The 18,749-nt window shown below is 76.6% G+C and carries 1 protein-coding gene; it reads right to left on the reverse strand.

Translation table 11 applies throughout. From position 1 onward, the window contains the following. Window positions 1–9 precede the first annotated feature (9 nt). Entirely contained in the window at window positions 10–18,687 is an 18,678-nt protein-coding gene (locus AB0947_RS04885; RefSeq protein WP_366748832.1) for a non-ribosomal peptide synthase/polyketide synthase, read from the reverse strand. Between the last annotated feature and the right edge of the window lie 62 nt (window positions 18,688–18,749).

Consider the following 18,749-nt stretch of genomic DNA (forward strand, 5'->3'; position numbering starts at 1 on the left):
GTCGGATCCTCACCGTTCGTGGTCGTGGCCGCCGGCAGCGGCGTCTTCGGCGTCGGCTTCGTAGGGGCGGTTCGCGGGGTCGTCGCCGTACGCGGCGCCCTCCAGCTCACTGAGCACCTGTTCCTCCACGAGGTCGGCCAGGGCGGCGACCGTGCGGGAGACCAGGACGTCGCGGGGGGTGAGCGTGACGCCGAAGGCGTCGTTGGCGCGGGAGGCGATGAGCAGGGCGCGCAGGGAGTCGCCGCCGAGCGCGAACCAGTCGTCCTCGGCGCCCACGGGCGTCTGGAGGACCTCCTCCCAGAGGGCCGCGAGCGCCTCCTCGGCGGGCGTGCGCGGTGCGACGTACTCGGACGGTGCGCGCTCCTCGGCCGGCGCCGGGGCGGGCAGGGCGGCCCGGTCGGTCTTGCCGTTCTCGGTGAGCGGGAAGCGGTCCAGCACCACGAACGCCGAGGGCACCATGTGGGCGGGCAGGGAGCGGGCGGCCAGCTCGCGCAGTCCGGCGGCGGTGGGCGGTTCGGCGCCCGGGGCCGTGAGCAGGTGGGCGACCAGCCGGGGCAGGCCCGGTTCGTCCTCGCGTACGGTCACCACGGCGTCCAGCACGCCCGGATGGCGGACCAGGGTGGCCTCGACCTCGCCCGCCTCGATGCGGTGGCCGCGCAGCTTCAGCTGGTGGTCGGTGCGGCCCAGGTAGTGCAGTTCGCCCGCGCTGTCGCGGCGCACGAGGTCGCCGGTGCGGTACATGCGGGTGCCGGGCGGCCCGAACGGGTCGGCGCGGAACCGGTCGGCGGTCAGCCCGGGCCGGCCGAGGTAGCCGCGGGCCAGCGCCGGCCCGGACAGCCACAGTTCACCGGTGACGCCGTCGGGGACGGGCCGCAGCCGGGTGTCGAGGACGTAGGCGCGGGTGGCGGGCAGCGGGCGGCCGATGGGCGGTGCGGCGCCGTCCGCCTGCAGGGGCGCCGACCAGGTGGCGACGACCGTGGCCTCGGTGGGGCCGTAGGAGTTGACCATGCGGTGGTGCGGTGCCCAGCGGGCGACGAGTTCGGCCCCGCACGCGTCGGCGCCGACGATCAGCGTCTTCAGGCCGGGCAGGGTGCCGGGCGTGTCGGCGGGCAGGGTGGCGAGCGCGGCCGGCGGCAGCAGGGTGTGCGTGACGCGTCCGGCCCGCAGGACGTCGGCCAGCTGGGCGCCGAGCAGCAGTCCCGGCGCCGGGACGACGAGCCGGGCGCCGTGCGGCAGGGACATGCACAGCTCCAGCACGGAGGCGTCGAAGCTCGGTGTGGCGAAGGCCAGCACCCGGTCCCCCGCGCTCACCTGGTAGTGGGCGGCCTCGGCGGCGGAGAACGCGGCGAGCCCGCGGTGGGTGACGACGACGCCCTTGGGGGTGCCGGTGGAGCCGGAGGTGTAGATGACGTAGGCCGGGTCGTCCAGGTCGAGCGGGCGGGTCCGGTCGGCGTCGCCCGGCCGGTGTGCCGGCACGTCGTCCGGCGGGGCGGCGAGCAGGTCCGCGACCTCCTTGGCGTCGAGGGTGAGGGCGGGGGCCGCGTCGCGCAGCATCAGGGCGATGCGCTCCTCCGGGTAGGCGGGGTCGACGGGCAGGAACGCGGCGCCCGCCTTGGTCACGGCGAGCTGGGCCAGCACCATGTCCGCCGAGCGGGGCAGCAGCAGCGCGACGAGGTCGCCGGGGCCGGCGCCCCGGGCGATGAGCCGGTGGGCGAGCCGGTTGGCCCGCGCCTCGGCCTCCGCGAAGGTGAGGAGGGTGCCCGGCGCGTCCAGCGCGGGCGCGGTGGGCCACCGGTCGACGGCGGCTTCCACCAGCGCGGGCAGGGTGGCGGCGGGCACCGGGGCGGGCGCCGGGCGGGCCGGACCGCGCAGCAGCCGGTCGCGCTGCCCGGGCGGCAGTACGTCGATGTCGTCCAGGCGGGCGGTGCCGTCCGAGGCGGCCAGGGCGTGGACGGTGTGCAGCAGCTGTCCGGCCAGGGACTCGGCGGTGGCCGCGTCGAAGTACCGGGGGTCGTAGCCGAGTTCGACGGCCAGCCGGTCACCGGGCGAGACGACCACGGTGAGCGGGTAGTTGGTGGCCTCCCGGGCGTCCAGGTCGCGCAGGGCGAGCCCGTGCGCACCGGCGGTCGCGTCGCCGACCGGGTAGTTCTCGAAGACCACCAGGCTGTCGAACAGCGCCTCACCGGGGGGCAGTTCACCGAGGGCGTGCAGGGTGTTGAGGGGCAGGTGGTCGTGCCGGCGGTCCTCGGACCGGGCCTCCTGCACCGCGCGCAGCCAGCCGGCGCAGTCGGCGGCGCCGTCGACGACGGTCCGGGCGGGCAGCGTGGTGATGAACAGGCCGGTGATGCCGTCGGCGCCCGGCAGGTCGGCGGGCCGCCCGGAGACGGTCGTGCCGAAGCACACCTCCCGTTCCCCGCTCCAACGGGCCAGCAGCAGCGCCCAGGCGCCCTGCACGACGGTGTTGAGGGTGAGCCGGTGCCGGCGGGCGAACTCCTGGAGCAGCCGGGTCCGTTCGGCGTCGAGCCGCTGCGACAGCCAGGTCCCGGAGCGGGCCGTGGTGCCCGGGGCGGGCCTGCGGTCGTAGGGCAGCGGGGTCGGCGTGCCGAAGCCGGCCAGGACACCGCGCCAGTGGTCCAGCGCCGGGCCGGTGTCGCGGGCGGCCAGCCAGCCCGCGTAGTCCGCGAACGGCCTGCGCTCGGGCAGCCGGGGCGGCTCGCCCCGGGTGAGGGCGGCGTGCGCGTTCATGACGTCGGACAGGACGTGGAAGACGCTCCAGCCGTCCAGCAGGACGTGGTGGAAGGTCCACACCACGCGCACCGCGTCGGGGCCGAGCCGGACCAGGGCGAGCCGCAGCAGCGGGGCCCGGTCCAGGGCGACGCCCCGGGCCCGCTCGTCGGCGAGCAGGCGCTCCAGCTCCGCGTCCCGCCGGTCCGCCGGGACCCCGCTCCAGTCGAGTTCGGTGACCGGCAGGGTCACGCTCCGGTGGACGACCTGGAGCGGCACGGGGACGCCGTGCAGCGCGACGGACGTGCGCAGCACGGGGGTGCGCTCGACGACGTGCCGCCAGGCCGCGGCCAGGGTGCCCGGGTCGCGGGCGCCGTCCGCCACGAAGGTGATCTGCTCGACGTACAGGCCGTGTTCGGCGTCGTCGAGGCCGTGCATCACCATGCCGGTCTGGGTGGGCGTGAGCGGATACACGTCGGTGACGTCGGCTCCGCTGCCGGCGAGCCGGTCGACCGCCGTCTGGTCCAGCGGTGCGAGCGGGAAGTCGGAGGGGGTGCGGCCGCCGGCGCCGGGTTCGGCGCAGTGGCGGACGATCGCGCGCAGTTCGTCGGCCAGTTCGGCCGCCAGCCGGGCGACGGTCTCGCGCCGGTGCACCTCCCGCGAGTACGACCAGGTGAACTCCAGCCGGTCGTCGGCGACCCGGCCGAGGACGTCGAGGAGGTACGGCCGGTCCGCCGAGCGGTCCATGCCGCCGGTGAGGCCGCCGTGGGGTGCGTGCAGCAGGCCGCCGGGGGCGGGCGTGCCGTCCTGCCGGCCCAGGTAGTTGAAGCAGACCGGCGGCAGGTCGGGCAGCCCGGCTCCGGCCGTGGGGCGCAGGAAGCGCAGGGCGCCGTAGCCGAGTCCGCCGTTCGGTACGGCCCGCAGGTTCTCCTTGACGGTCTTCAGCGCGGTGCCCATGCCGGCGTCCCGGGGCACGTCCAGGGCGACCGGGTACATCGCGGTGAACCAGCCGACGGTCCGGGCGAGGTCGGTGTCCTCGAACAGCTCCTCGCGGCCGTGGCCCTCCAGGGTCACCGCCACCCGGTCCCGGCCGGTCCAGCGGGCCAGGACCCGGCCCAGCGCGCACAGCAGGACGTCGTTGACGCGGGTGCGGTACACGTCCGGCACGTCCTGGAGCAGCCGGCGTGTCTCGTCGGCGTCGAGTCCCGCGGTCACGCTGTCCTCGTCGGCGACGGTGTTCGCGCCGCCGGGGTGGTCGGCGGGCAGCGCGACGGGGGCGTCCAGGCCCTGCCAGTGGGCGAGTTCGCCGTCGAAGCCGCCCGCCTCGGTGTGCGCGGCGAGCCGCCGGGCCCAGTCCCGGAACGAGGTGCTCTTGGCGCCGAGACCGGGCTGCTCGCCGTTCCGCAGGGCGCGGTGGGCGTGCTCCAGGTCCTCCAGGAGCAGCCGCCAGGACACGGCGTCCACGACGAGGTGGTGGGCGGCCAGCAGCAGCACCGGCCGGCCGCCGCCGTCGTCCGGCAGGCACAGCGCGGCCCGCAGCAGCGGCCCGCCGGCCAGGTCGAACCCGGCGCCGAGCGCGTCGGCCACCTCCTGCGGCGCGGCCCCCCGGTGCACTTCCAGGTGGACCTCCTCCCCCGGCGCGGCGCCGTACTGCCGCCGGCGACCGTCGCCGCACGGCTCGAAGCGCAGCCGCAGCGCGTCGTGGTGCTCCAGTACGGCGGCCAGGGCGGCCCGCAGCAGGTCCTCGTCCGGGTCCGTGGCCAGCTCGAAGCCGACCGTCTGGCTGAAGTGGGCGGGGTCGCCGGTGAGGGTGTCGAGGAGCCAGTGCTGTACGGGAGTGAGCGGGGCGTCGCCGGTCACCGGGCCCTGCTCGGCGGTGGCCGCGGCACCGGGGCGCCGCCCGTCCGGCGCCCGTTCGGCGACGGCGGCCAGGTCGGCGAGGGTCTGGTGGGTGAACAGGTGCCGGGGGGTCAGGACGAGCCCGGCCCGGCGGGCGGCCGAGACGACCTGGATGCCGAGGACGGAATCGCCGCCGAGCGTGAAGTAGTTGTCGTCGGCGCCGACGTCGGGCACACCGAGCACCTGGGACCAGATGTCCGCGAGGACGCGCTCGGCCTCGGTGCGCGGCGGCCGGCCCGTCTCACCGGTGGCCGTGGCGGCCCACTCGGGCGCGGGCAGCGCCCGCCGGTCGAGCTTGCCGGTGGCCCCGAGGGGCAGCCGCTCCAGCGGGACGACGAGGGCGGGCACCAGGTGGTCGGGGAGGCCGCGGGCGAGGAAGGCACGCAGTTCGGCGGGGTCCGGCAGGGCCGCCTCGCGGGGCACCGCGTAACCGACCAGGCGGCGGTGGCCGGCGTCCTCCACCACACGGGCCGCTGCCGCCGCCACGGCCGGGTGGCGGGCCAGCGCGGCCTCCACCTCGCCGAGTTCGATGCGGAACCCCCGCACCTTGACCTGATCGTCGCCCCGGCCGAGGTAGACGAGGTCGCCGTCGGCCGTCCAGCGCACCAGGTCGCCGGTGCGGTACATGCGGCTGCCGGGCGGCCCGAACGGGTCGGGCAGGAAGCGGCTCGCGGTCAGGCCCGGCCGGCGCAGATAGCCGCGGGCGACGCCGGTCCCGGCCAGGAACAGTTCGCCGGGGGCGCCGACGGGTACCGGGCGCATCCGCTCGTCCAGGACGTAGGCGCGGGCCCCGCCGAGCGGCCGGCCGATCGGCGGGTCGCGGTCGGGGTCGGCCGGGTCGCAGGTGAAGGCGGTGGCGTAGACGGTGGCCTCGGTGGGCCCGTAGATGTTGCGCACCTGGCTGCCGGGGACGGCTTCGCGCACCCGGCGCACGGTCCGGGCGGGCAGCCCCTCCCCCGCGAGGACGACGGTGTCCGCGGTGATGCGCACGGCGTCCTCCGCGAGCAGCCGGTCCAGGGCCGACGGCACCGCGCTGAGCAGTCCGGCGCGCCAGGGTCCGGGACGCTCGGCGAGGGCCAGCAGGTCGCGGACGACCTCCACGCAGCCGCCGGCCAGCAGGGGCGAGAAGATCTCGAACACCGACACGTCGAAGTTGAGCGAGGTCGAGGCCACCACGTGCGCCAGGCCCCGGCCGGTGAACTCGGCCGCCGCCCAGTCGGTCAGGGCCAGCACGGACGCGTGGCTGACGACGACGCCCTTGGGCCGGCCGGTGGAACCGGAGGTGTGGATGACGTAGGCGGGGTGTGCGGGCAGCAGCGGGCCGCGCCGTTCGCCGTCCCCGACCGGGGTGTCCGGCACTTCGTCGGCGCCCGGGCCCGCGTCCAGCAGGATGCGGGTGAACGGGCCCTCGGGCAGCCGGCCGGCGGTCTGCGTGGCCGTGATGACGGCGTCGGGGCGTACGTCCTCGAAGAGGAACGCGACGCGCTCGGCCGGGTACTGGGGGTCGACCGGGAGATAGGCCGCGCCGCTCTTCAGCACGGCGAGGAGGGCCACGACCAGGTCGGCGGTGCGGGGCAGGCACAGGGCGACGAAGCGCTCGGGTCCGGCACCGGCGGCGATGAGCCGCCGGGCCAGCCGGCTGGAGCGCGCGTCGAGTTCGCGGTAGGTGAGGCAGGTGTCGCCGTGGCGGACGGCCGGGGCGTTCGGGGTGCGCTCGGCCTGGCGCCGGAACGCCCCGGGCAGCGTGTCGCGCGGTGCCTCGGCGACCCGGCCGCAGAACCGGCCGGCCAGCGCGCGCCCCGCGGCCGGGTCCAGCAGCGGCAGGTCGGCCAGGCGGCGGCCGGGGTCGGTGGCCATGCCGGTCAGCAGGGTGCGCAGGCTCTCGCCGAGCCCTTCCACCGTCGGGGTGTCGAACGCGGCCGGGTCGTAGTCCAGGTGCACGGTCAGGGTGTCCCCTGGCTCGACGACCACGCTGAGCGGGTAGCTGGTCGGCTCCAGGTCCCGCTCCTGCTCGATGGCCAGGCCGTGCCGGGCCAGCGCGCCCTCGTCGAAGGGGTAGTTCTCGAAGACGACGATGGAGTCGAACAGGCCGGTGCCGCCGGGCACGTCGCTCCACGACTGCACCTGGGCCAGCGAGACGAAGTCGTGGCGCCTGGCCTCGGACTGGGCGGACTGCAGGTCGCGCAGCCAGTCCAGCAGCGGGCGCCGCCCGTCGACGCGGGCCCGGGCGGGCAGGGTGTTGATGAACAGGCCGACCATCGTGGTGACGCCCGGCAGGTCGGCGGGCCGCCCGGAGACGGTCGTACCGAACACGACGTCGTCGCCGCCCCCGTAGCGGGACAGCAGCAGCGCCCAGGCGCCCTGGAGGACCGTGTTGAGGGTCAGCCCGGCCCGCTGGGCGGTCTCCCGCAGGCGCGCCGAGACGTCCGGGGAGAGGGTCATCAGCACCGACCCGGAGGAGGAGGCGCGGTGGGCCTCGGCGGGCCGCCGGTCGCGCGGCAGCTCGGTGGGGGCCTGGAACCCGGCGAGGGCCTCCCGCCAGTACTGTTCGGCCGGGCCGGTGTCCCGCCCGGCCAGCCGGCGCACATGGTCGGCGAAGGGCCGGCGCTCGGGCACCTGCGGGCGGCGCCCGGAGACGAGGGCCGCGTACCGCTCGCACACCTCGTCGAAGACCTGGGCCGCGCTCCAGCCGTCCAGCAGGACGTGGTGGAACGTCCACAGCAGGCGGACCCGGTCCGCTGCCAGCCGGATCAGCGTCAGCCGCATCAGGGGCGCGGTGCCCAGGTCGATGCCGGTCCGCCGGTCCTCGGCGAGCAGCCGGTCCAGCTCGCGCGCCTCGCGGTCGGCGGGCCACCCGGACCAGTCGAGGTGGGTGACGGGCACGGTGGCCCGGTGCCGGACCACCTGGAGCGGTTCCGGGGTCTCCTGCCACACCAGGCGGGTGCGCAGCACCGGGTTGGCGTCGGCGGTGTGCTGCCACGCCTCGGCGAGCGCGTGCGGGTCGGTGACGCCGGACAGCACGAGCTGCACCTGGTTGACGTAGGTCCGGGCGGCCGGCTCCAGCAGGCTGTGGAAGAGCATGCCGGCCTGCATCGGCGTCAGCGGGTAGATGTCGGCGACGTCCCGGCCGTCCCCGGCGATCCGGTCCACGGCGGCCTGTTCGAGGCGGGCCAGCGGGAAGTCCGACGGGGTCCGGCCGCCGGCCTCGGGGCGGGCGCAGTGGGCGACGATGTCGCCGAGGGCCCGCAGCATGCCCTCGGCGAGCGCGGTGACGGTCTGCTCCCGGTGCCGTCCCGCGCTGTAGTACCAGGTGATCTCCAGCCGGTCGTCCTCGACCCGGGCCACGACGTCCAGCAGGTGCGGCCGCTCGGTGCCGGGCGCCTCCGCGCCGCCCAGGCCGCCGGGCACGGCCCCGATCAGGGTGCCGCCCTCGGCGGACCAGTCGAAGCGGCCCAGGTAGTTGAAGCTGATGCCGGGCGCGGGCGTGCCGGTGAGCGTTGCGTCGCGGGCCAGGTGGCGCAGGACGCCGTAGCCGAGTCCCCGGTCGGGTACGGCCCGCAGCTGCTCCTTCACCGACTTCAGGGCGGTGCCCCAGTCCCCGGCCGGGACGGTGAGGGCGACCGGGTGGAGCGAGGTGAACCAGCCGACCGTGCGGGACAGGTCGACGTCCTCGAAGAGCTGGTCCTCGCGGCCGTGCCCCTCCAGGCCGACGGCGACGGTGTCGCGTCCGGTCCAGTCGGCGAGGACCCGGCCCAGCGCGGTGAGCAGGACGTCGTCGACGCGGGTGCGGTAGACGCCGGGGACGCGGCGCAGGAGGGCGTCGGTGCGGTCGCGGTCCAGCCGTACGGTCACCTCCCGGGTGCCGGCCGTGGTGGTGCCGCCGTCGCCGTCCACGGGCAGCGGGACGGCGCAGGCCCGGGCGGCCTGCTCCCAGTGGGCGCGCCCGGCGGCGAAGACGTCGGCGTGCTCGCGCAGCCGGCGGGCCCACTCCTGTGCGGAGGTGGTGCGCGCGGGCAGCCGTACGGGCTGTCCGGACGCGGCCTGCCGGTAGGCGGTCTCCAGGTCCTCCAGCAGGATCCGCCAGGAGACCCCGTCGACCACCAGGTGGTGGGCGATCAGCAGCAGCCGGGCGGGGCGGGGGCCGTCGGCGGTGAAGAGGCGGGCGGTGAACAACGGGCCGGTGTCCAGGCGGAGTCCGGCGTGGGCCGCCGCCGTGACGAGTTCCTCGGCGCGGGCGTCGTGGACCTGGAGCAGGTCGGGGACCGGGCTGTCGGCGGCGGCGACGTCCTGGCGCCGGCCGGCGCCGTCGGCGTCGGCGTCGGGGAGGAACCGGGCGCGCAGGGCGTCGTGGTGGGTCCACAGCGCGGTCAGGGCGCGGCGCAGGGCGTCCTCGTCCACGGGGCCCGCCGTCTCGATGACGACGGACTGGTTGAAGAAGTCGGGGTGCGCGGGGCGGGGGTCCAGGAACCAGTGCTGGATGGGGGTGAGGTCCGCCGGTCCGGCGACCGGCCCGGTACCGGCGACGGCGGGCGCGGCACCGCCGCCGGCGGCGGCCAGTTCGGCCACCGTGGGGTGCCGGAAGAGATCGCGCGGGCTGAGCGTGAGCCCCGCGGCCCGGGCCCGGGAGACCACCTGGATGCTGAGGATGGAGTCGCCGCCCAGCATGAAGAAGTTGTCGTCGACGCCGACCTGTTCGAGGCCGAGCAGTTCGGCCCAGATCCCGGCGAGGACGCGCTCGGTCTCGGTGCGCGGTGCCCGGTGGGCCCGCTCGCCGCCTGCCGACCAGTCGGGGGCGGGCAGCCGCCGCCGGTCGACCTTGCCGTTGGCGGTCAGCGGCAGCTCGGGCACGGTGACGAACGCGGCGGGCAGCATGTAGTCGGGCAGTCCGGCCGCGAGGTGGGCGCGCAGCTCGGCGGCGGACGGCACCTCGGCGTCCCCGGCCGGCACGAGGTGGGCGGCCAGCCGCTTGCGCCCGGCGTCCTCGTACAGGGAGACGACGGCCTCCGCGACGCCGGGGTGGGCGGTGAGCCGGGCCTCGATCTCGGCGGGTTCGACGCGGAAGCCGCGGATCTTGATCTGGTCGTCGGCGCGGCCGACGAAGTGCAGCTCGCCGTCGGCGCTCCAGCGCACGACGTCGCCGGTGCGGTACATCCGGGTGCCGGGCGGGCCGAAGGGGTCGGCGACATAGCGGGCGGCGGTCGCCCCGGGCCGGCCCGCGTAGCCCCGCGCCAGTCCGGCGCCCGCGACGTACAACTCGCCTGGGACACCCGGCGGTTGCGGCTGGAGGGCGGCGTCCAGGACGTACACGCGGGTGTTGTCCAGCGGGCGTCCGATGGGCAGGACGGCGGGCAGTGGGTCGCCGGAGCGGAAGGCACGGCGGGTGGCGAAGGTGGTGGTCTCGGTGGGGCCGTAGCCGTCCACGACGGTCAGTCCGGGGCAGGCGTCCAGCACCCGGCGCACGACCGCGCCCGGCACGGCCTCGCCGCCCGTCCACACCTCACGTGCTCCGCGCAGGCAGCCGGGGTCCTCCTGCGCCAGCAGGCGGAACAGTCCCGCCGTCAGCCACAGGCAGGTGACGCCCTGCTCCGCGACGGCCCGGCGGACCAGGGCGGCGTCCAGGTCGGTGGGCGGGGCGAGCACGGCCGTACCGCCGCGCAGCAGCGGCACCCACACCTCGTAGGTGGCGGCGTCGAAGGCGTGCGGCGAGTGCACGAGGACCCGGTCGTGCCCGGCGAACGCGCGGTCCAGGGCGAGCGCGGCGACGTCCCGCTGACGCACCGCGACGCCCTTGGGGGTGCCGGTGGAGCCCGAAGTGAACATCAGGTACTGGACGTTGTCGGGGTGGACGGCGTGGGCGGGGGCCGTGGGGCCGTCGGTGCCGGAGGTGTCGTCCACGCGCAGGACGCCGTCGCCGGGCAGCGCCTCCCGGGCCGTCTCCTCCCACCCGGCGTCGGTGAGCAGCAGCCGGGCCCCGGCCTCGGTGAGCGTCCGGCGCAGCCGCTCGACGGGGGCCCGGCCGTCCAGCGGCACGTACACCCCGCCGGTGCGGACGAGCGCCAGCTGGGTGACGATCAGCTCCACGCGGCGGTCCATGAGCACCCCGACCGGGTACTCCGGACGTACGCCCAGCCCTGCCAGCCGCGCCGCCAACTCCGCTGCCCGAAGGTCGAGTTCCCGGTACGTCAGGCACTCGGCACCGGCCTCCACGGCGACCGCGCCGGGCGTACGGCGCACCTGCGCGGCGAAGAGGCCGGCGACGGTGGCGTCGGGCAGATCGGTGGCGGTGTCGTTCCAGGCGCGCAGCACCTGTGCGCGGCGGTCCCCGGTGAGCAGGGGGAGCCGGGCGGGCGGACGGGCCGAGCCGGCGGGCATCCCGGCGAGCAGGACGGTCAGGTACTCGGCCATCCGCTCGGCGGTTCCCTCGTCGAACAGCTCGGGGTCGTAGCCGAGGCGCAGGGTCAGCTCGCTGCCCGGGTAAGCGGTGAGGCTCAGCGGGTAGTTGGTGGTCTCGATGCCCTCCAGGCCGCTCAGGCGCAGTCCGTGGGCGGCGGCGAGGTCGTCGTCCACCGGGTAGTTCTCGAAGACGACGATGCTGTCGAACAGGCCGACCCGCTCGGGGAGTCCGGTGCACGCCCGCATCCGGGTCAGCGGCAGGTGGTCGAAGCGCCGGTCCTCGCTCTGGTCCTGCTGGAGCGCGCGCAGCCAGCCGAGCAGGGTGCCGGTCGCCGGGACGGTGACGCGGGTGGGCAGGGTGGTGATGAACAGGCCGGTCATGGCCTCGGCGCCGGGCAGCTCGGGCGGCCGTCCGGACACGGTGGTGCCGAACACCACCTCGTCCCGGCCCGACTGCCGGGCCAGCAGCAGCGCCCAGGCGCCCTGCACCAGGGTGTTCAGGGTCAGCCCGGAGGTCCGGGCCAGCTCCTCCAGCGCCCTGCTGGTGGCCGCGGGCAGCGTCGCCCGGACGGCGTGCGTGGACTCGGCGCGGTGGGCCTCGCGCGGCTCACGGTCGTACGGCAGCGGGGTGGCCTCGGTCAGGCCGGACAGGCGGCGCTGCCAGTGCCGTTCGGCGGCGCCCGGGTCGCGCCCGCGCAGCCAGCCGACGTAGTCGCGGTGGGGCGGGCGGTCCGGGAGGGCGCCGGCGTCGCCGCCGGCGTGGTGGGCGAAGACGTCCGAGAGCACCTGGAACAGGCTCCAGCCGTCCAGGAGCAGGTGGTGGAAGGACCACACCACGCGCACCTCGGTGCCGGAGAGGCGGGCGAGGAGCAGCCGCTGGAGCGGGGCGCGGCCGAGGTCGATGCCGTCGGCGCGGTCACGGGCCAGTACGTCGTCCAGCCGGGCGCGGCGCTCGCCGTCGGTCAGGTCGCGCCAGTCCAGGTGGGTGACCGGTACGGCCGCGTGGCGCCGCACCACCAGCAGCGGCTCGGGCACGTCCTGCCAGACGACCCCGGCGCGCAGCACCTCGGTGCGGTCGGTGATGTGCTGCCAGGCGGCGGCGAGGGCCCCCGGGTCGGGCACGCCGTCCAGGACGAAGGTCAGCTGCTGGAAGTAGACACCGCGGTCGTCCTGGGACAGACCGTGGAAGAGCATGCCCGCCTGGGTGGGCGTGAGCGGGTGCACGTCCGCCACCGCCGCCGGGTCCGCACCGGTGATCCGGTCCACGGCGGCCTGGTCGAGCCGGGCCAGCGGGAAGTCGGACGGGGTGCGCCCGGCGGCTCCGGGCCGGGCGGCGTACCGGGCCAGGTCGGCGAGCGCGTCGGCGAAGCGGCCCGCCAGCTCGGCGACCGTGTCCTCCCGGTGCAGCCGGCCGGAGTAGAACCACGTGAACTCCAGCGTGTCGCCGGTGAGCTGTCCGACGACCTCCAGGGCGTGCGGGCGCTCGGCCGCCGGGTCGGCGTCCAGCTCCAGTGGCCGCACGGTGCCCCGGTAGAGGCCGTCGGGGTCCTCCGGCAGCCCCATCCGGCCGAGGTAGTTGAAGCTGATCTGCGCCTCGGGGGTGCCCGGGGCGGTGGCGGGGTCCGTCAGGTGGCGCAGCGCGTCGTGGCCCAGGCCGTGCCGGGGTACGGCGCGCAGCTGCTCCTTGACGCGCTTCAGTACGGCGTCCCAGCCGGCGTCCTCGGGGACGGCGAGCGCGACGGGGTACCGGGTGGTGAACCAGCCGACCGTGCGGCTGATGTCGAGTTCGGGGAAGAGTTCCTCGCGGCCGTGCCCCTCGACGTCGACCACCACCCGGTCCCGGCCGCTCCAGGCGCACAGGGCCCGGCCGAGGGCGCCGAGCAGGACGTCGTTGGCCTGGGTGCGGTAGGTGTCGGGCAGGGTGCGCAGCAGGGCGGAGGTGTCCTCGGGGCTCAGGCGGACGGTGACGGCGCGCTGGGAGGCGTAGGTGTTCGCGCGGGAGTCGTCCGCGCCGGGGCCGCTCGCCGGCACCACGGGACCGGTCCGCGGGACGGCCCGGGTCCAGTAGTCCCGTTCGTCGTCGAAGCCGCCGTCCGCCGCGTGCGCGGCCAGCCGGCGGGCCCACTCCCGCAGAGCCGAGGACTTCGCGGGCAGCGCCGCCGCGCCGTCGTCGCCGGCCCGGCGGGCCCGGTAGGCACGGTCCAGGTCCTCCAGCAGCACCCGCCAGGACACCCCGTCGACCACCAGGTGGTGGACGGCGAGGTGGAGGGTCCGGGGGCGGCCGGTCGCCTCGTCGTGCAGCACGGCCCGCAGCAGCGGGCCCCGGGCGAGGTCGAAGGGGCCGAAGTGCGGGGTGTCCGTGTCCGGGCCGGTGTGGCGGGCGAGGTGGATCCGGGGCACCCGGTCCTCGATGTGCCAGCGGACGCCGGGTCCGCCGTCGCCGGTGACGAAGCGGGAGCGCAGAGCGTCGTGGTGGGCGGCCAGGTCGTTCAGCGCGTCTTCCAGCGCCGCCGGGTCCAGGTCGTCCGGCACGCGCACGGACAGCGCCTGGGCGTAGTGGCCGGCGCGTTCTGCGGCGGTCTCGAACAGCCAGTGCTGGATGGGGGTCAGGGGGGCAGGGCCGGTGGCCGCCTCCGGGGCGGGGGCGGCCTCGCGGGGGCGGGCGGCGTCCGCGCAGCGGGCGAGGGCGGCGACGGTCTGGTGCCGGTAGACGTCCCGGGAGGTCAGCGACAGCCCCTCCTGCCGGGCGCGGGCCACCACCTGGATGCTGAGGATCGAGTCGCCGCCGAGTTCGAAGAAGTTGTCGTCGACGCCGACGCGTTCCACGCGCAGCACCTCGGCCCAGATCGCGGTGAGCGTACGTTCGGTGGGCGTGCGGGGCGTGACGTGCCGTACCGCGCGCACGGCGGGGCCCGGGTCGGGGAGGCGGGCGCGGTCGAGCTTGCCGTTCGGGTTGAGCGGCAGAGCGTCGAGCACGACGACGGCCGAGGGCACCATGGAGGCGGGCAGGGTACGGCCGAGCTCCCGGCGTACGGCCTCGGGTTCGACGCGCTGCCCGGCGGCCGGGACGACGTATCCGGCCAGCCGCCGGTGGCCGTCGGCGTCGGTGGTGACGGTGGCCGCCGCCTCGGTGACGCCCGCGCAGCGGCGCAGCGCCTCCTCGACCTCGCCCAGTTCGATCCGGAAGCCGCGCACCTTGACCTGCTGGTCGATGCGGCCGACGTACTCCAGGGCGCCGTCGGCACGGCGGCGCACCAGGTCGCCGGTGCGGTACATGCGCTCCCCCGGCGCGCCGAACGGGTCGGCGACGAACCGGGCGGCGGTCAGTCCGGGCCGGTGCAGGTAACCACGGGCCAGGCCACCGCCCCCGAGATACAACTCGCCGGTCACACCGACTGGTTGGGGCCGCAGCGAGGCGTCGAGGACGTACGCCCGGGTGAGCGCCACGGGTCCGCCGATGGGCGGGGCCTGCTCGGGCAGCCGGTCACCGGCGAACCAGGCGGTGGCGTACACGGTGGCCTCGGTGGGCCCGTAGAGGTTGGCGACACGGCACTCGGGGAGGGCGGCGCGCAGGTCTCGCAGCGTCTGCTCGGGCAGCGCCTCACCGGCCAGGACGACGGTGTCCGCGCCGACGGGTGCCGTCCCGCCCGCGATCAGGCGGGAGACGACGGACGGCACGCCGCTGAGCAGCCCGGCACTCCGGGGGCCGGTGCCGTCGGCGAGGGCCGGCAGGTCGGGGACCACCTCGACGGTGCCGCCGGCCGTCAGCGGGCACAGCAGCTCGAAGACGGAGACGTCGAAGTTGAGGGAGGTGGAGGCGATCACGTGGTCCAGGCCGGCGGCCCCGAACCGCTGCTTCGTCCACGCGGCCAGCGCGGCGACCGTGCGGTGGGTGACCACGACCCCCTTGGGGCGGCCGGTGGAACCGGAGGTGTAGATCACGTACGCGGGATGGTCCGGCAGCAGCGGCCGGGGCCGGTCGGCGTCGGTGAGGTCCGTGTCGGGCACGGCCGGGTCGGCGCAGTCCTCCAGGAGCAGGTGCGCGCAGCCGGCGGGCAGGGCGGAGGCCGTCTCCCGGGTGGCGAGGACGAGGGCGGGCCGGGCGTCGTCGAGCATGAACCGGACGCGTTCGGCCGGATAGCCGGGGTCGACGGGGAGGTAGCCCGCGCCCGAGGCGAGCACGGCCCACAGCACGGGCACGAGGTCGGCGGTGCGCGGCAGGCAGAGCGCGACCAGGGTCTCCGGGCCCGCGCCGCGCGCGAGGAGCAGCCGGGCCAGCCGGTTGGCGCGCCGGGCCACCTCGGCGTAGTCCAGCCGGTCCGGGCCGCAGATCACGGCGGTACGGCCGGGGGTGCGGGCCGCCTGGGCGCGGAACAGGTCGGGCAGCGTGCCGTGGCGGGCGTCCCGGGAGCGGTGGGCGGGCGGGTTCCAGGCGTCGACCAGGGTGCGCTGCTCCTCGGCCGAGAGCATGGGCAGCTCGGCGAGCGTGCGGCCCGGTCCGTCCGCCATGCCTTCCAGCAGGCGGTGCAGATGGGCGGTCAGCCGGGCCACGGTGGCGGCGTCGAACAGGTCCGTGTTGAACTCGGCGGTCAGCACGCAGCCGCCGTCCTGGTCCGGTGAGAACTCCAGGACCAGGTCGAAGCGGGCGGCGGGGCGGGGCAGCGGGTGCTCGGTGAGCCGCAGCCCGCCGGACCGGGGCGGCACGGGCAGCGCGGTCTGCTGCACGACGAGGGCCTGCACCAGCGGGGTGCGGCTCGGGTCGCGGGGCGGTGCCAGCTCCTCGACCACCCGGTCGAACGGCACCCCGTCGTGGGCGAAGGCGTCCAGCACGGTCGTCCGCACGCTCTCCACGAACCGGTCCACGGTGGCCCGTTCGTCGACCTCGCCCCGCAGCACCACCGTGTTGGCGAAGAAGCCCGGCACGTCCTCCAGGTCACGCCGCCCGCGCCCGGTGGTGACGGTGCCGAACGCGACGTCCCGCTGGCCCGAGTAGCGGGAGAACAGCAGCGCGGAGGCGCCCGCGAAGAGGGTGAACACCGTGGTGCCGCGCCCTGCGGCCAGCTGCCGCAGCCGGGTCACCAGGTCGGCGGGGAGCGGGTGCCGGTGGGCCGCTCCGGCGGTGGTGCGCACGGCGGGACGCGGCCGGTCGGTGGGCAGCTCCAGCTGCTGCATGCCCGCCAGGTGGCGTCTCCAGTAGGCCAGGTCCTCCGTGTCGGCCCCGGTGGAGCGCTGCCGCCGCTCCCACACGGCGAAGTCCGGGTACTGCACGGCGGGTCGCGGCAGGCCGTCGGGTTCGCCGGTGGTCTCCGCGTGGTAGAGGGCGGCGAGTTCGCGGGTGAGGATGCCCACCGACCAGCCGTCGGTGACGATGTGGTGCTGGGCCAGGAGCAGCAGGTGGTCCTCGGCGGCGAGCCGGACGAGCAGCGCCCGGGTGAGCGGGCCGGCCGCCAGATCGAAGGGCCGGCCCAGCTCCTCGGTGAGCAGCGCCTCCGCCGCGTCCGCACGGCGCGCCCCGGGTACGCCGGTGAGGTCGGCCGTGCGCAGGGGCAGGTCCGGCTCCGGCGCGACACGCTGGGCGCCCTGTCCGTCGGCCGTGGTGAACGTGGTGCGCAGGGAGGCGTGGCGGGCGGCGAGGCGGTGCAGGGAGCGGCCCAGCGCGTCGGGGTCAAGGGGCCCGCGCAGCCGCAGGGACACGCCGGTGTTGTACTCGGTGCCGCCCTCGGTGAGGTCGTCGAGGTACCAGAGCCGCCGCTGCGCGCTGGACAGGGGCAGGGGGCCCTCGCCCGGCGCCGGCGGTATCGGCTCCGGCGGTGCGGCGGCCGACGGGTCGCCCAGCAGGGGGGCGAGCGCGGCGACCGTCCGTGCGGTGAAGACGTCCCGGACGGTCAGCCGGGCACCGAGCTCCTCCTGGATCCGGGTCAGCGCGCGGGCGGCGAGGATCGATTCACCGCCCAGGTCGAAGAAGTCGTCCGTCACCCCGACCGCGTCGACGCCCAGCACCTCCGCCCAGATCCGGGCGAGGGCACGCTCGCCCGCCGACCGCGGCGCGATGCGGTCCTCCGTGACGTTCCGCCCCGGCGCGGGCAGGGCCCGCCGGTCGATCTTGTGCTGCGGGGTGAGCGGCATGCGGTCGAGCACCACGACGGCGGACGGCACCATGTGGGCGGGCAGCACGGCGGCCACGGCCGAGCGCAGCGCCGCCGGGTCGAGGGGGCGCGGGGAGCCGGAGGGGGCGGGGGCGGAGGGGTCGGCAGGGTCGGTGGCGCCCTGTCCGGCGGGGGTGACGTAGCCGACGAGGCGCCGGTGGCCCGGCTCGTCCTCCCGGACCACGACCACCGCCTCGCCGACGCTCCCGGCGCCCGCGCGGCGCAACGCCGCCTCGATCTCGCCGGGTTCGATGCGGAAGCCGCGGACCTTCACCTGCCGGTCCAGCCGGCCCAGGAACTCCAGTTCCCCGTCGTCGGTCCAGCGCGCCCGGTCCCCGGTGCGGTACAGACGGGCGCCGGGCGGGCCGAAGGGGTCGGGGACGAACCGGGCCGCGGTCAGGCCCGGGCGGCCCAGGTAGCCGCGGGCCACCGCGTCGCCGCCGATGAACAGCTCGCCGTCCGCGCCGGCCGGTACGGGGCGCAGCGCGGCGTCGAGGACGTGCACCCGGGTGTGCGGCAGGGCGCCGCCGATCGTCGGCGTGCCCTGGCCGGCGGTGAGCGGCCCGGTCCAGGTGGCGACGATGGTGGCCTCGGTCGGGCCGTACGAGTTGATCATGCGGCGCCCGGGGGCCCAGCGGTCGACCAGCGTGGCGGGGCAGGCCTCCGCGCCGACGATCAGCGTGCGCAGATGGCGGCCGGTGCCCCGCGCGGGGTCCGGCAGGGTGGCCAGCGCGGCCGGCGGGATGAGGGCGTGGGTGATGCGGTGCTCGTCGAGGACCGCGGCGAGTTCGTCACCGAGCCAGGGGCCGTGCGGCGGTACGACGAGGGTGGCGCCGGACAGCAAGGAGACGAACAGCTCCAGCACGGAGGCGTCGAAGCTCGGCGAGGAGAACTGGAGCACGCGGTCGCCGGGGCCCACCGCGTACCGCTCGGCGGCGGCCGCGGTGAAGCCGCCGATGCCGCGGTGGGTGACGGTCACGCCCTTGGGGGTACCGGTGGAACCGGAGGTGTAGATGACGTAGGCGGCGTGGTCGGCGTTGGCGGGGGCTCCCGCACCGGCCTCGTGTCCCCCGCTGTCGCCGGTGTCCAGCACCTCGCGGACGCGGCGCGGGTCGTCGAGGGTGACGGCGGGCGCGGCGTCGGCGAGCATCAGCGCCCGGCGCTCGGCGGGGTAGGCCGGGTCCACGGGCAGGAACGCGGCGCCCGCCCGGGCGACGGCCAGCTCGGCCGCGATCAGCTCCATGGAGCGCGGCAGGACCAGGGCGACGATCCGGTCGGGACCGGCTCCTCTTCGGGTCAGGTGGACGGCCAACCGGTCGGCACGGGCGGCCAGTTCGCGGTAGCTCCAGGTCCGCCGGCCGTCGGTGAGCGCCGGGGCGTCCGGGGTACGGGCCACCCACGCGGTGAACAGCTCGCCGAGCGTCGGGTACGCCACGGCGGCCGCGCTCTCCGTGGCGTCGGCGGCGGGGCCGGCCTGCGGTGGCAGGGAGGACGCCGGTGCGGGCTTGTCGTGCAGGTCCGTCATGGGTGAAGTCCTTTGGAGAGCGGGACGATGCGGCGCGGACGATCCCGGCCCCACCGGGGGGC

It is taken from the genome of Streptomyces sp. NPDC047841 (assembly GCF_040704085.1).
Taxonomy (GTDB): Bacteria; Actinomycetota; Actinomycetes; order Streptomycetales; family Streptomycetaceae; genus Streptomyces; species Streptomyces argyrophylli.

What these genes read in the sequence shown, in the direction of transcription:
- AB0947_RS04885 (WP_366748832.1), bottom strand. Translation starts at nt 18,687, where the DNA reads ATGACGGACCTGCACGACAAGCCCGCACCGGCGTCCTCCCTGCCACCG.